14 protein-coding genes are annotated in these 15,000 nt (G+C 37.1%); 2 read left to right on the top strand and 12 right to left on the bottom strand.

Annotation, left to right across the window (positions count from 1 at the left end; genetic code table 11):
* Positions 1-289 precede the first annotated feature (289 nt).
* The 10 genes from GVN22_RS02185 to groES all read right to left on the bottom strand — a co-directional run bounded on the left by GVN22_RS02185 (position 290) and on the right by groES (position 12,194).
* A complete protein-coding gene (locus GVN22_RS02185) occupies positions 290-1,819 on the bottom strand; it encodes a RagB/SusD family nutrient uptake outer membrane protein (RefSeq protein ID WP_166549436.1) in 1,530 nt (509 codons plus the stop codon).
* Between the two features lie 301 nt (positions 1,820-2,120).
* Entirely contained in the window at positions 2,121-5,234 is a 3,114-nt protein-coding gene (locus tag GVN22_RS02180) for a TonB-dependent receptor (RefSeq protein WP_166549435.1), read from the bottom strand.
* A 312-nt stretch (positions 5,235-5,546) separates the two neighbouring features.
* Positions 5,547-5,999, bottom strand: a complete 453-nt coding sequence (locus GVN22_RS02175; RefSeq protein ID WP_166549434.1) for an SRPBCC domain-containing protein — start codon at positions 5,997-5,999, stop codon at positions 5,547-5,549.
* Positions 6,000-6,386: 387 nt separating this feature from the next.
* Entirely contained in the window at positions 6,387-6,659 is a 273-nt protein-coding gene (locus GVN22_RS02170) for a hypothetical protein (RefSeq protein WP_205690756.1), read from the bottom strand.
* Between the two features lie 65 nt (positions 6,660-6,724).
* Positions 6,725-7,468, bottom strand: a complete 744-nt coding sequence (locus GVN22_RS02165; RefSeq protein WP_166549433.1) for a helix-turn-helix domain-containing protein — start codon at positions 7,466-7,468, stop codon at positions 6,725-6,727.
* Positions 7,469-7,605: 137 nt separating this feature from the next.
* Positions 7,606-8,316, bottom strand: coding sequence for a hypothetical protein (locus GVN22_RS02160; RefSeq protein WP_166549432.1), 711 nt, complete (start codon positions 8,314-8,316; stop codon positions 7,606-7,608).
* 264 nt (positions 8,317-8,580) lie between these two features.
* The gene (locus GVN22_RS02155) at positions 8,581-8,994 is read right to left on the bottom strand and encodes a hypothetical protein (protein WP_166549431.1); all 414 of its coding nucleotides are present in this window, start codon (positions 8,992-8,994) and stop codon (positions 8,581-8,583) included.
* Between the two features lie 121 nt (positions 8,995-9,115).
* On the bottom strand, positions 9,116-9,865 hold the full coding sequence (locus tag GVN22_RS02150; protein ID WP_166549430.1) for an FRG domain-containing protein: 750 nt from the start codon (positions 9,863-9,865) through the stop codon (positions 9,116-9,118).
* A gap of 267 nt (positions 9,866-10,132) precedes the next feature.
* Positions 10,133-11,758, bottom strand: coding sequence for a chaperonin GroEL (groL, locus tag GVN22_RS02145; RefSeq protein ID WP_095164020.1), 1,626 nt, complete (start codon positions 11,756-11,758; stop codon positions 10,133-10,135).
* 157 nt (positions 11,759-11,915) lie between these two features.
* Positions 11,916-12,194 carry a co-chaperone GroES gene (groES, locus tag GVN22_RS02140; RefSeq protein WP_095164021.1) on the bottom strand — a complete coding sequence of 93 codons (279 nt, stop codon included), beginning with the start codon at positions 12,192-12,194 and terminating at the stop codon, positions 11,916-11,918.
* A 145-nt stretch (positions 12,195-12,339) separates the two neighbouring features.
* On the opposite strand from groES, the gene GVN22_RS02135 reads away from it, so the two are divergent.
* Together GVN22_RS02135 and GVN22_RS02130 are read left to right on the top strand one after the other, a co-directional pair.
* Positions 12,340-12,558 carry a hypothetical protein gene (locus GVN22_RS02135; RefSeq protein WP_166549429.1) on the top strand — a complete coding sequence of 73 codons (219 nt, stop codon included), beginning with the start codon at positions 12,340-12,342 and terminating at the stop codon, positions 12,556-12,558.
* A gap of 195 nt (positions 12,559-12,753) precedes the next feature.
* On the top strand, positions 12,754-13,470 hold the full coding sequence (locus GVN22_RS02130; protein WP_166549428.1) for a hypothetical protein: 717 nt from the start codon (positions 12,754-12,756) through the stop codon (positions 13,468-13,470).
* Between the two features lie 223 nt (positions 13,471-13,693).
* Here the strand turns inward: GVN22_RS02130 and secG are convergent, their stop codons facing one another.
* Entirely contained in the window at positions 13,694-14,053 is a 360-nt protein-coding gene (secG, locus tag GVN22_RS02125; RefSeq protein ID WP_095164023.1) for a preprotein translocase subunit SecG, read from the bottom strand.
* A gap of 190 nt (positions 14,054-14,243) precedes the next feature.
* The gene (locus GVN22_RS02120) at positions 14,244-14,930 is read right to left on the bottom strand and encodes a hypothetical protein (RefSeq protein ID WP_166549427.1); all 687 of its coding nucleotides are present in this window, start codon (positions 14,928-14,930) and stop codon (positions 14,244-14,246) included.
* Between the last annotated feature and the right edge of the window lie 70 nt (positions 14,931-15,000).

The raw sequence follows: 15,000 nt of genomic DNA, 5'->3' as shown, positions 1-15,000 counted from the left end.
GAGAAGAAAAAAAGCTAGTCCCGCGCTAGAGAGTACTAATGTAATAAATGTCTAGTTCAAGACTTTGTCTTGGACTTATTTTTTTATATAGTTTAAAACTGAAACAAAAGCTAGTCCGAGACTAAGTCTCGGACTAGGAGGTACTAATGCAATATATGCCTAGTTCAAGACTTTGTCTTGGACTTATTTTTTATACAGTTTATAAACTGAAACAAAAGCTAGTCCGAGACTAAGTCTCGAACTAGGGTGTAATTTCTTTTGTATTTTAAGCCAATGTTTATCAATTAATCTACTTTGTACCTCCCCATTCTTTGCTTTGTTGGATTTTGGTATTATCCATTTCTAACAAAGGAATAGGTAAAATCTCATGTTTCCCAGCTTGGAAACCACGACTACCCAATACTTGAGGTGCAATTTTCCAACGAACTAAGTCAAACCAACGGTGACCTTCACCAGCCAATTCCAAACGACGTTCTTTGATGATATTGTCAAGCGTAGCAGCTATATTACCAGTTGTACTTTTGTAGGCACGGTTACGAACGGCATTCAATAGCGTAGCAGCACGTTTTAAATCACCTCCACCTCTAATCAAGGCTTCAGCTTCGAGTAAATACGTATCTGCCAATCGAATTTCGTACATATTTTGTGGGAAATTCAACTCCATATTTCCTGCACCTGTCCATTTGAAAGAGTTACGACCTGCAAATTTTTCCAAGAAATAACCAGTATTCATATAACCTTTTTCATAACCAGCAATACCGTTTTTCTCCAAACTATCCAAGTTAGCAATTGTCGAATTTAAACGTGGGTCGTAGTGCATGGCATTAAATAAATCTGGGGTAACCACCAAAAAGCTCCAACCTGAAACATAGTCAGGAGCATCAGATTTTAATGAACGATAGCCACGTGGTCCTACCAAAATATTCAACAAGTTTCCTTCTGTACAAGCCACGCAGTTCCAGTTTCCTGCTGAAGTATTGGTGTAGGCAATCTCAAAAATTGATTCGCTATTGTATTTGTTGGTCACTTTCCATAAGTCAGAAAAGTTATTGAGTAACTTATACCCATATTGATTTGAACCACCAGGAGTTCCGTTAACTAGGGCAAATTCTGAAGCAGCATCAGTAAATTTCTCTTGTTGTAAATACACTTTACCCAAAAGAGCGTGAGCTGCACCTTGCGTAGCACGTCCGCCTTCAGTAGCCACAGGAATAGTAGCAGGAAGGTCTGTCAATGCCTCTTTCAAGTCTTTTTCAATCTGCGCATATACTTCTGTAGGAGCAGCCTGCATAACATTGTACATCTGGCTAGCCTCTACAGGTTTTGTAAATAGTGGAATATTTTTGAAAAGACGTACTAAATCAAAATAGAAATAAGCTCTCAAAAACTTCCCTTCAGCTGTATAGCGCTTCTTCAAGGTTTCGTCCATTGGAACACCAGGGAGCTTGGTAAGGATCGTATTGGCACGAAAGATACCCGAAAATCCTTTTCTCCATAATTCTCCCTGTGGACCACGGTCAGGAGTTAAAGTATAGTTAGAGATTACTTGAAAGTCTGAAATATCATTTGGTCCGCCACCACCAGCATAGTGGTCGTCAGAAGCAGCATTCATAGCACCCACTTTAGTGACATAACCACCTCCTTGCCAACCAACTACATCGTATGCTGCCACTAATCCGTTGAACGCTTCGGTTTGGTTACGGTAATAGTTGGCTTCGAGGTTGGTTCCTTTGGGAGTTACCTCCAAAAATTCAGTGGTACAAGCCGATAACAACTGGCTACCAATGAGTAATGTTGCGATATATTTTTTTATTGACATTTTGTTGAATTTTGAATTGTTAAGTACTAAGTATTAATGCAAAATAGAATTGCATTAATACGCTTTAAGCTGTAAGCATTAGGCAAAAGAGCTTAAATTATTTCATGAGAAATTCTTTTCAACTTTTAGCCTACAGCATAAAGCCTAGAGCTTAATGCAGGTAAAATTATTTTTATTTTACCCACTAACTTAAGTAGAAGGAAAGGTTATGTTAATGATATATCTGCCATGTAAATTTATGTTATCATATTGATTATGAATAAATTATAATAGCTGATATACTTTTAACTGATAACCTCTGTTAAAATCCTAAATTTAAACCTACCATCCATGAGCGTGCTTGTGGATAGATACCACGGTCGATACTCATAACACCACCACCGATTTCAGGATCATAGCCACTGTATTTAGTGATTGTCAAGAGGTTTTGACTCATCACATACAATCTTGCCTTGCTCAAGCCCATTTTGCTTGAAATAGCTTGTGGTAAAGTATAACCCAATTGAAGTGTTTTGATGCGGAAATAATCACCATCTTCAAGGTAGAAATTAGAAGGGTTACCAAAGTTCTTATTAGGGTCGCCATTTACGACTCTTGGCATGCTATTAGTAGAACCCTCGCCTGTCCAGCGTTCTAAGATTTTGGTTGACCAGTTGGCATTTGCAATGTCCAAACGACGCAAACCTTGGAAGATTTTGTTACCACCTGCACCTTGTCCAAACAATACAAAGTCAAAGTTTTTGTAGCCTAAATTAACCGTAAAACCATACGTTACTGTTGGCATTGGGTTGCCTAAGAATACACGGTCTTTTTCGGTAATGACACCATCACCATCTGTATCTTGCCATTTAAAATCGCCTGGTTTGGCATTTGGCTGAATCTTTTTACCATCTTTGGCATAAGCTTCAACTTCTCCTTGATTTTGGAAAACCCCCAATGTCTGGAAACCAAAGAATGAGTTGATTGGCTGACCAATTGCTGTACGAGTAATAGGATATGTACTTGCTTGGAATGACTGACCGCCTGACAAATAGGCAATTCCGTTTCCAAGGTTTGTAACTTCGTTTTTGATAAATGAAGCGTTACCATTTACGGAGAAGTTGATCTGACCGATTTTTTTACGATAACCTAATTCAATTTCAAAACCTGTATTTTGCATATCTGCTACGTTGGCTGCTGGGTTTGAAATAGCCCCAACATAACTTGGGATACGTGGGTTTTGAAGAATGTTTTTCGTTGTTTTCTGGAAAAACTCTAAAGTCAAAGATAGATTATTGAACAAAGTTGCATCGATACCAATGTTCGCTTGACTCGTTTGTTCCCATTTCAAATCTGGGTTGGCAGGCGCGTTTGGACTATAACCGATAATATAGCTTCCTGAGTTACCAATAGCGTAATTACGACCACTTCCGATCGTAGATAAGAAAGCAAAATCACCAATAGCATCGTTTCCTACAACACCATATCCACCACGAACTTTCATAAAGTTGACAAAGGTATTTGTTGGGAAAAAGGCCTCACGAGAGGTAACCCAACCTACTGAAACAGAAGGGAAAATACCATATTTGTTGTTAGCGCCAAAGCGTGAAGAACCATCGCGACGAACTAAACCTTGAATCAAATATTTTTCGTCAAAACTATAATTCAAACGGGCAAACAATGAAGATACGTTGTGTAACTGACCTTCGCCTGAATCAGAAGAACGTTGGTCATTTGGTACTTTGAAGTTCATCGACGCATCGTTGAAATTATCTACTGGAACATTATAGAATGTCACGCTAGTAGAATAAGTTCTATTTTCTGAATAAGCACCTTGACCCAACAACACGCTCATATTATGTTTTTGAATATCACGTGTATAAGAAACAGTGTTTTCTAAGTTCCAGTCAAAGCGAGAGTTTAAACCACGGTTATACGAAGTTTGCGACGTGATGTTTGAAGAGTTTAACCAAGAAATAGGCGTAAAGCTTTCATTGCCATAATACGCTACCTTTGAGCCAACAGTTGAGCGAATTTTTAATCCTTGAATAGGACTAATTTCTAAATAAGCATTACCAACAATGTTATCACTCCATCCGTAATTGCCCAAACGTGTAGAGATATACGCCAATGGGTTAATCATTTCTTGTCCTACAGCCGTCGAAATTCCATAAGGAAAGCCATTGGCATCACGACGAATGCCTGTATTTGTGTACGGTGGGGCATTGTAAATAGCAGGGTCTGTTACCACAGCAGCAGTAATAGGGTCGAGGTTGATAGCTGAACTTAAAGGACCTCCAAATTCAGAGTTTGTATTTCCCAAACCAACAGATTTGTCATGTGCATAGCCTAAGTTCTGACCAAAAGTTACATATTTTGAAATTTTGTGAGTGCTATTCAAACGGATATTGGCACGTGTGTATTTCGAAATATCTGTAGCTACAATACCTTCTTGGTCAAGGTAGCCAAAAGAAGCATAGTAAGTCGAACGCTCACTACCTCCACTCAAACTAAGCTCATGATTTTGACGACGAGCACTATTATTAAAAATCAATGCTTGCCAGTCTGTACCCGTACCATACGATTGAGGATTAGCATATACAGGTTGTGCACCAGCATTTACGGCAGACTCATTGCGGATTGTCGCATATTGCGTAGCATTCAGTAAATTGAGTTTTTTAGCAGGTGACGAAATACCATAAAAACCATTGTAGCTCACTTGTAACTTACCCGCTTTTCCTTTTTTCGTAGTAACCAAAATTACCCCAGCGGCAGCCCTAGCACCATAAATAGCCTGTGAAGCAGCATCTTTTAATACTTCAATCGATTCGATGTCTGATTGATTCAAATAACCAATACCACCATTGTCGATTACCACTCCATCTACTACCCAAAGAGGGTCGTTGTTATTGAGTGTTGTTACACCACGCACACGTACTGTTGCCCCAGAACCTGGCTGACCAGAACTAGAAGCAATTGTTAAACCCGAAGTACGACCTTGTAATGCTTCCTCCACACGGTTGATAGGCATAGTCTGTAAGTCAGAAGCCTTTACCGACGAGATAGCACCCGTTACCACACTTTTCTTTTGAGCGCCATAACCTACTACAACTACCTCATCGAGCTTGTTGATGGCTTCTTCCATCACAAAATTGATGACAGTAGTAGTAGCTTTGACACTCACACTTTGAGCTGATGCGCCCAAATAGTTGGCTACCAAAATAGCTCCTTGGTTTGCCGAAATACTGTAGCGTCCCAACGAGTCGGTAATTGTAGCCTTCGCTGTTCCCATAATAGATACACTGGCGCCAATCAATGGTTCTCCAGAGTTTTTAGAGGTAACTTTACCAGTAACTCTAATACCTTGAGCTAGGAGTGTATTCACGCTACCCAAGAGTAAAAGAATACTAAAAATTAGTAGATGTTTTTTGTGCATTTTGCAAAAGCATTTTGGAGTATAATGAAAAAGAATTGGATTAATCCGATAATGATAGGCTTATCGAACTGCTTTTCGCTTTTGCAAAAGTAGGAGGAAGAACTTCAAATAGTCCAATTAGGTGTTACTACATTACCACTACAAAACCTTTCATTTTGCTCTAAAAGGCATTTTTTGCCCCAACATTACCCCAACATGGTAAGTTAAAGTACAAAAAAGATTCATTTATAATAGAAAAACTTGTATTAAAAAGAGTGGAGGAAAATACAAAGTAAGGAGGAAGGAAAGGATGTATTTAAGCGTATTCAAATATCAGATTTCTGCTTGGTATTTTGCGATGGCAAGAGGAAGTTTTTGGGAGAGTAAGCGTTGCCAACTCTTTTGTAAAATAGCATACGGAATCAGGTTTTTAAAACCAATAAATCCTTCTTGTTTGAGTTTCAATAATGTTTGATTAGTGGATTGAGTTTGCAGAGTCCAAGTGATGGTGGTTGCGAGTTGGTGTTGTTCATGGGCGAGTATTCCCTGCCAAGTGTAGCTTATTTCGGAATACTGTTTTAGTTTGAGAATTTGGCAGGAGATCAACCCATCAAAACCAAGTTTTACCCGTGATTTAGTTTTAAATTGAAATGCCCTTCCTTTTTCAGGCATAATGTTGTTGGGCATGAGCCATTCGGACAAAAGACTTGGATTGGTCAAGAAGCTCCAGACGGTTTCAGGTGTTGCCGCCAATTGCGTTTCGATGGTGATAGTTTTGTTTATCATATCAAGGTGGATGCAATAAGTTAAAGGTAGTATGTGACATTTCCTCTAATATGAGAAATTATTCTATTCATGAATAATAATCCCCCTAGTTTTTAATGAATAAATTGATAAATGGTAAGATTTTAGCCCTAAAATTCCGCAATAAACTATTTTATTGGTTGTTGGTAGATTTCAATTTGGAAGGGGGGAGGAGGGTATGATAGAGGATAAAAGAGATTTTGGTATTGAAAAAAGAAGCGACAATGTAAAAAATGAGTCATCCCAAATTTTTGGGAAATAATAAAAAATGTCTCTTCAACCTTTTCCGAATAGGGTGCGACTTAAGTCGCACCCTATTCGGTTTTCTGTTAGACTTATGAAATAAGGTAAATAACCCAAAGCCTAAAATTAAAATTGCTTATCTACCCCTAGGTATTCAATTTTTGACATGTAAGGAAAGTAAGGCAGTATCTCTATCATTTCCTTACATTTAGCTTCGTCTATATCTTTAAATATAAGAACTGCCTCTTTTTTGGTTACAGAAATATAAAAACTTTCCAAAATACCTTCGGTCTTCCAAAGATTAACATATTCCATTTCCTTTTTAGGAAGTTCAGGCGTTGATTTGATGGTGTCGATTCCACTATCTGAAAGTGCGATGGATACAATGATTCTGTACATATTCTGGATTTTTAAAAAGTTATGACTTAGCTGAGTTACTAAACAAAATATTTTATGCCATAAAATTAGACAGTCTCAACCGCTAAAAATTGTATCAAATCACTTTTTTGCTTCAGTTTGGAAGGTGCAATACCAAACAATTGGTACATATATTTAGTCATTTGCGAAGAGTCGTAGAACCCACTTTCCAAAGCAATCGTTGTCAGATTTTTGTCTTTCTCAGTTAAAATCAAAAAAATGGCATTTCTCAATCTAGTCCACAAAAGGTATTTGCTGATACTGCTACCGATTTGTTGTTTGAACAAAGTGGCTAATCGAGAAGGAGACAAAAAAACATGATTGGCAACATCCTGAGTCGAGATATTTTCTACTTTAAAATGTTCATGAATAAACGCGATGGAGTCCTCGATTCTGATATCCAAAGGCTGAATCAATGAATTTTGACTACTATAATTAAGCAAGCTGTCTAATGAAAAAGCACCTTCCTGAATACCTAAAAAATGTTGTAATTCTGTTTTAGCATAGAAGACAAAAGCATTTTTATCACCTAATTGTTCCTCAATAAGCTTCCCCAAAATGGAATATGGTTCTATATTTAGAATAACCACATTGCTCTCGTTACACACACAAGCATGCGCAACTTGAGGTTTGATGATAAACCCAAAAATATCTCGATATTGCTGATTCTCAAGCGTAGTGGAGAAGGGATTATCCTCCGTGAATACGATTTGAAACGCCGCATGCCTATGTATTTCAACATTCGACTTTTTAGCTTTTAGCGCTAGTAGTAGTGGGTTGTGATTAAGCATTTTTGGGTGGGAGAGAAAGAACGATAAACGAATAGTGAAACTAATTAGAAAAAGAGTCGTCCCTGTCCTACTATATTCACAACAATTTTAAGGTAAAAAGAGATGAAACAGAGTTAAATACTATGCAGTAATGTATCTTATCGTTTTCGTTGGTTATTCCTATAAATTCCGTTTTTAAACTGGAATAAATTTTTATATTTTCTAATATGTTTCTTACCAATTTCACAATTATTATTTAAACCGTATTCTTCTGTTGTTACGCTTTCTATAATATTAAAGTGATTATTTACTTTATGTTTATCTATGATTAAAAAACTCGTTCTTAATTGTTCCTGAGTATTTTCACAATCTGTACTTCGATTTGAAATAAATTGTCTTGTTGCTAATTTTAGAAGGTTATTGAAGGAATTATTTACTTCCTCAAAAATATAAATCTCTTCAAATTCTCCATAATCTACACTCGAATTATTCGCCGAAAATATACGAATCCCAAAAGATTTAACATTTTCTTGTAGGAAGTAAGGAGTCGAATCAATCCACAGTTTTTTTATAGACACTGCATCGGAAGTCAACATATTTTTAAATCTTGATTTAGAAACTATTTGATTTGTGGTAGTATCAAATTTTACAAGGTATAAGTCTGCAACCCAGTAACTATCTTTAACGTTTTCCACTAGAACTGGAATAACATAAATTTTTTTCGATTGTAAAAGCTTCTTTGAATTGACAAATTCAAAAACTACGCTATCTTTTTCAATGTTAAGTTCATGTAGTATATTGTTAAGCTGTCCAACCGAAATAGAAATATTCCCAAATACAATTATCAAAATTAATACTATTGTTTTCATCTTCTAGGCATTTATTTACTTTACAAAATAGGCTTTTTAAACTTATTTTTTCCTTCTAAACATTCACGAATTTGTTGTTCTAATATGAACGTTACTTTTCTACATATACATAAAAGCTAATATTTTACCTTCTATTCTTAATCTTTATGGTGCTGTAATTGATATATTTGAAAAGCTTCACCTGTCATTTACCTGGATGATTTAAAATAAAAGATGTATGACACTTTTACTGATTGATGTTACGATTTTCTGTGTCTGAATAATTCACTCATCAATTTCTATTTTTGTAAGTTCAAATAAATCACCACAATTTGATTCATTCAAGCTAGGTGCCACTCTAATATCTCCGCTAAAAATTACTTTCAAATTACTTCTTTTGAAACACTTGGGTAAATTTATTGGTGTGAGACTATTTAAGCCATTGGGTTTTAAACAAAAAGTCGAATCATCCTCTTGCGTTATTACACCTTTGATATTTTCTAATCGTTCTTTGAACTTCATGGTAAGTGTATCACGACTATCATTACATTTTTTCCAACCATATTTCCCAATAATTTCACAATATGTCCAGTCTACCTTTTCGAGTACAATGTTTTCACAACCATATTCGTGGTCAATATTTTTACATGATGAGATGTAAAACGAGAAAAACAACAATATTTTGAATAGGCGTCTCATAATTCTCAAGTTTACGGCTTAATGTTACCCCAATCCATAATCAAAAGTTAAATCGAAAAACTAAAAATAAACATTTATTAGTTAGCCCACCGTAACACAAAACCTGTGTAAGTAGCAGTTTTTAGTGTGGTGTATGACAATCGCCAATAGCAAATCGAATTTTTATGTCGCCCGAAAAGCCGTCAAGGTCTGGATAAATACCACCTTTTCTAACACCTAAAAAATATAATGCTCGTTGAATTTGTTTCGCCACGTCTTTTGAAAAAACCAACTTGTCAATCCACCTTGGACCACCTTCAAAACCAATCTGAAACTCTTGTCTAGGGTCATGATGGATAGTAAACATTCCACCTTGTCCCGAAATCCTGTTTGTAACTACTGGTGCATATACGATTTTATGTCCTGATGTTTGAAATGGGTCATGCGGTGGATTATATGCGTCAAGATAGTTGCAGTCATGAAGAACATATATAGCACCACCATTTTCAGGAAGTTCTCCAATTGTCCTGTCATGCTTTAATTCTGGCTCTGTTGCAAAAAAAGCTGCCACTAATGGGCTGTACGTCCAATCTAAAAGTCTTGTCGGAAGCCCATGATGTTGTGCTAATGCCAACCAAATCCAGTCGTTTTGAGGAATTTTAGAAAGCTCTCCATACGAACGGTGGCGAAACAGACTAAGCATATGCCGTTCATGGTCAACTAAGTCGCTCAAACTTACACCATAATAATCTGTTAATCGTCCAACTGATGGAATAAGTTTGTGATGAACTTGGTCTTTTACACCTCTGAAAACTACGTGTCCACAACAATATTTTTTGTCTTGTAATGTGGTAATTAGATGCTCAAATGAATCTATAGTGATGGGCGTCATAAAATTGCTGCTAATGTGTATATAGTCATAATAATCGCTCAACAACATTCACGCACCGAACTAAGGTACAGGTGTATGAAATAGTTTAGATATTAGATAATAAGAATACAGAATTTTCTAAAAAAACTAAATAAAACCAATCAATTCTTATTATACGGCAACACCAAAACAGCTTATCAAAGCCAAAGACTATTACTCACTCAATAGAATAAAAAAAGGCCTCTTCCCGTAGAAAGAGGCCTTTGATTTATAAGCAGAAATTGATGATTACATCATTCCGCCCATTCCGCCACCGTGTGGAGCTGCTGGAAGGTCTGCTGCTGGTTTGTCAGCAATCACACATTCAGTAGTCAACAACAAGCCAGCGATTGAAGCTGCGTTTTCAAGAGCCAAACGAGTTACTTTAGTTGGGTCAATGATACCAGCAACTAACATGTTTTCGTATTTGTCTTCACGAGCGTTGTAACCAAAGTCACCTTCGCCAGCTTTCACTGCGTTGATTACTACAGAACCTTCACCACCTGCGTTAGAAACGATCGTTCTCAATGGAGCTTCGATAGCCTGACGGATGATGTTGATACCAGTAGTTTGGTCATCGTTTTCACCTTTCAAACCGTCTAATGAAGAGATAGCACGGATTAAAGCTACACCACCACCTGCTACGATACCTTCTTCTACAGCAGCGCGAGTTGCGTGTAAAGCATCGTCAACACGGTCTTTCTTCTCTTTCATTTCTACTTCAGTAGCAGCACCGATGTAAAGGATAGCAACACCACCTGACAATTTAGCCAAACGTTCTTGCAATTTCTCACGGTCATAATCAGAAGTAGTGTTCTCGATTTGAGCTTTGATTTGGTTTACACGAGCTTGGATACCATCTGAAGAACCAACACCGTTTACAACAGTTGTGTTGTCTTTGTCGATGATGATTTTTTCAGCTTGTCCTAAATATTCGATAGTAGCGTGCTCTAATTTGAAACCACGCTCTTCTGAAATTACAGTACCACCAGTTAAGATAGCGATGTCTTCCAACATAGCCTTACGACGGTCACCGAAACCTGGAGCTTTAACAGCAGCAACTTTCAATGCACCACGGATTTTGTTAACTACCAATGTAGCTAAAGCTTCTCCGTCAACATCTTCAGCGATGATCAACAATGGACGACCAGTTTGAGCAACACCTTCCAATACTGGTAACAATTCTTTCATTGAAGATACTTTCTTCTCAGAAATCAAGATGAACGGACGCTCTAATTCAGCTTCCATTTTCTCAGTGTTTGTTACGAAGTATGGAGACAAATAACCACGGTCAAACTGCATACCTTCTACAGTTTTAACTTCAGTTTCAGTACCACGAGCTTCTTCAACAGTGATTACACCTTCACGACCTACTTTGTCCATCGCGTTAGCAATCATGTTACCAATTTCAGCATCAGAGTTAGCAGAGATCGTAGCAACTTGAGCGATTTGGTTTGAAGTTTCGATAGCTTTAGATTGAGATTTCAATGAACCTACAACTGCACTAACAGCTTTGTCGATACCACGTTTCAAATCCATTGGATTTGCACCAGCAGCTACGTTTTTAGAACCGATTGTGTAGATAGCCTGCGCCAATACTGTTGCAGTAGTAGTACCATCACCAGCTTGGTCAGCCGTTTTAGAAGCTACTTCTTTCACCAATTGAGCACCCATGTTTTCAACTGCATCTTCCAATTCGATTTCTTTCGCTACCGAAACACCATCTTTAGTGATTGTTGGTGAACCGAATTTTTTGTCGATGATAACGTTACGACCTTTTGGTCCCAAAGTTACTTTTACTGCATTTGCTAAAGTGTCAACGCCTCTTTTCAATTTATCACGAGCGTCGGTGTCAAAAAATAATTCCTTTGCCATTGTTGAATTTTGTTATTAGTTATCAGTTGTCTGTTGTCAATAATAGTTAACTAAATGACGTACAGAGTAAACAACTTTTATTAGTTTTTTTGCAATTATTTTGAGTTAATGCGTTTTGTTAACAGATAACCGTTAACGCCTAACAGATAACTGAAAATTAAACGATTGCGAAAATATCGCTTTCACGCATGATTAAATAATCTTTTCCTTCAACCGCGATTTCAGTACCAGAGTATTTACCGTATAATACAGTGTCGCCTACTTTAACAGTCAACGGCTCATCTTTCTTGCCAGCACCTACTGCTACTACTGTTCCTTTTTGTGGTTTTTCTTTCGCTGTGTCAGGGATGATAATTCCGAATGCAGTTTTTTCTTCTGCTGCTGCTGGTTCAACTAGAACTCTGTCAGCTAATGGTTTGATACTAACTGTTGACATTTGTTTTTGTAAGAGTTATTTTTTGTTTATGTAAATTTTAGGTCAGAGCCAGCCGCAATTATTAGGTGGCTGACATGGCATCTTTGTACATTTTTTGTGCCATTGGGCATTTTGCTGAAATATTGTCAGGTTTTGGCTTCAAACTATGTCATACTCTACTTATTTGTCAATTCAACCTGAAATTTTGTCTCCTATTTTGTACTTATTTTATGACAAATTGACTTCAAACAGGTTTCTTCTTTATGCCAATTTCAAAAAGCTATCGGGATATTTGTTTTTTTCGACAAAGTTCTTAATTTCAGGTGTAGGTGAAATCGACAAGAAAATCTATGACTCTACAATAGTAGTGCGCCAAGGATTGTAAGAATCATCTATTTCGGATATCGGATGTTGGATTTCGGAAATATACTCTATTTTTTAAGCTATTTTTTCCTCATTCCCGAAATCAGAAATCCCAAATCCGCAATAGTTACAGTCCAGACTCTACCGCAAGAGTCACCTTTAACTTGATTCACTAATTCACACAATCACCACTTAATTTCAAGAAAGGAGGCCCAAGATGAGAAATTTAGAAAAAGATTGGCTCACCGCAGGTTTAATTGACTTCGAGTACAAAAAATATTTGTTACTCGCCTATCTACAATCTGTCAAAACTAACTTCAAAGAAAAGAAGCTTTACCCTGACTTGTCTGATTTGCAACGTCATTATGAGTACTCGATGTACTTTAAGGATGGTCTACAACAAATGGCGAAAAATTTTCCTAAAAGAATCAAAGGACTGGATTCGGATGCATTGCAAGTCAATTATGAAGAAGTAAAACAGCCTGAAAACGAAGTTATATCCGAAATGCAAAGTATTATGGAATATGCTTTGCCAAAATTTAAGTATTCGATTGAAGAGGGAAAGGAGCTTTTATCAAAGGTAGAAAAAGGTATTTCAATTGCACCCATTGGCGTTTTGCCTTTGTACAAAAATGAAGGTTATTTGTTTCTGTACGAGCCTTGTATTCAGGAGACTCGGATTTACCAATTCAATCTGACCATTTTCGAAAATAACCACGAAAAATGTAGAGGACTGAAAACCTTCTATGTGGATACCATTCGTCGTTCGATGGCGAATACTTTCGAAAACATGAAGATTGATTTAGTCAAAAAATATAGACACTTGCCAAACCCTGCCACATTTTTGGTGGAGTCTTCCAGTATTTTACCACTAGAAGAAACTTTTTTGCCAATAGCACAACGCAAGGTGGTCGAAATGGTATCGGCGGCGTAGAGGGAGTTTTGAGTGCGGAGTTGGGAGTTTTGCGCAAGCTATATTCTAAGAGGGAAAAGAGGCTTGTGTTGGGCTTAAGATGTATTTTGTTGAAGTCAATAATTCTACTTAGTGAGTGAATTTATTCACCCCTAACGAAAATGCTTTAATTGTTTTATATTAACAAAAAAAGTCGAACAAGATTTCTTGCTCGACTTTTTTGTTGTATCCGAACCTACGAAAATTATTTCGCTGGTGCAGGCGCTGGTGCTGGAGTTCCTGAAGCTGGAGCAGCAGGAGCTGGTGCAGGCACAGCCGCTGGAATAGTTTTAGTAGCTGCTTTTTCAACGTTCACTGAGTTGATTCCTTCAGAAGCTGTTGGAGTCAAAAACTTAGAACCCAATGTTAACAAAGCAATTAGAATCGCTCCACCCCAAGTAATTTGTTCAAGTAGGTCGCCAGTGCGTTGTACACCGAACATTTGGCTTGCGCCAGCCGAACCGAATTCACCCGATAAGCCACCTCCTTTAGGGTTTTGCACAAGTACTACGAACACTAACAATACCGCTACGATACAAATAATTACAATAACTGCTCCGAACATTTTTTACTTTTACTTTAAATGTGAATATTTTGTATTTGGAAATGAATTACTAACGCTGTAAGCAATAGCAGTAGGCATTAGGCCAAATTAAGACATTTTAGACGATAAGCTCAAATCGCAAGCTCATTGCTTTGAGAAGAACTTATTGAATGCTTGAAATGCTAAATTTAGTCAAGTAAATAAACTCTTCCTACTGTAAGGCCTTAATTTTATCCGCAAAGTACGCTTTTTTTTCTGGGAATTTCAAAATTAATTTTTCATACACCTCTATCGCTTTTTCTTTACGTCCTTGCATGGTCAAAATTTTGGCATAGCTTTCTGTGACAACGTCTTTTTCAGCTTTTGTACTTTTGGCAGATAAATCTATATGGTTCACAGGCGATTCTATCTGACTTTTAGAAGTACGAATCAAGCCTGGGTCTTTTTCAATAAACGAATTGATGATGTCTAGCTGTTTTTGTTGCTTATTCAAAATATCGTCCAACAAGGCATCTTCATAAGAGGCAGAAAAAGCCATTAAATCATGATTAGCAAAGTTTTGCGGTTGTTCTTCTGCCGTTGCTTGTTCTATGATTTTATCAACTTTATTGATGTATTCTACTGTGCTAGGAGAATTTTGAGGAACAAGATTTTCGTTCACAAAACTTCCATTGATAATCTTTCTTAAAGCATTACGATTGAGAGCATAAATGGCTGCCTTACGAATTTTTTCGTTAGCCAACTCTTCAGCATAATTTGCATGATAGCCTTTTGCCACTAAGGTATGTGCTAACTGAAAAAAAGGATATTCCTCCAAAATAGCTTCCAAAGATTCAACATCCTTTTTGGAAACTTCATTGGGATTGGTCACTAAATATGAAAAAGCTTCTTTAGTCATCGAGAAGTTATAGGTAAAAAGAGTGATGAGTTTTTTGAGTTGTGAGTTAGGAGTTTTGAATGGTGAGTGT

Origin of the sequence: Cellulophaga sp. BC115SP (assembly GCF_009905545.1) — a bacterium.
Taxonomy (GTDB): domain Bacteria; phylum Bacteroidota; class Bacteroidia; order Cytophagales; family Spirosomataceae; genus Flectobacillus; species Flectobacillus rivi.
This window is presented reverse-complemented; position numbering and strand designations above follow the sequence as displayed.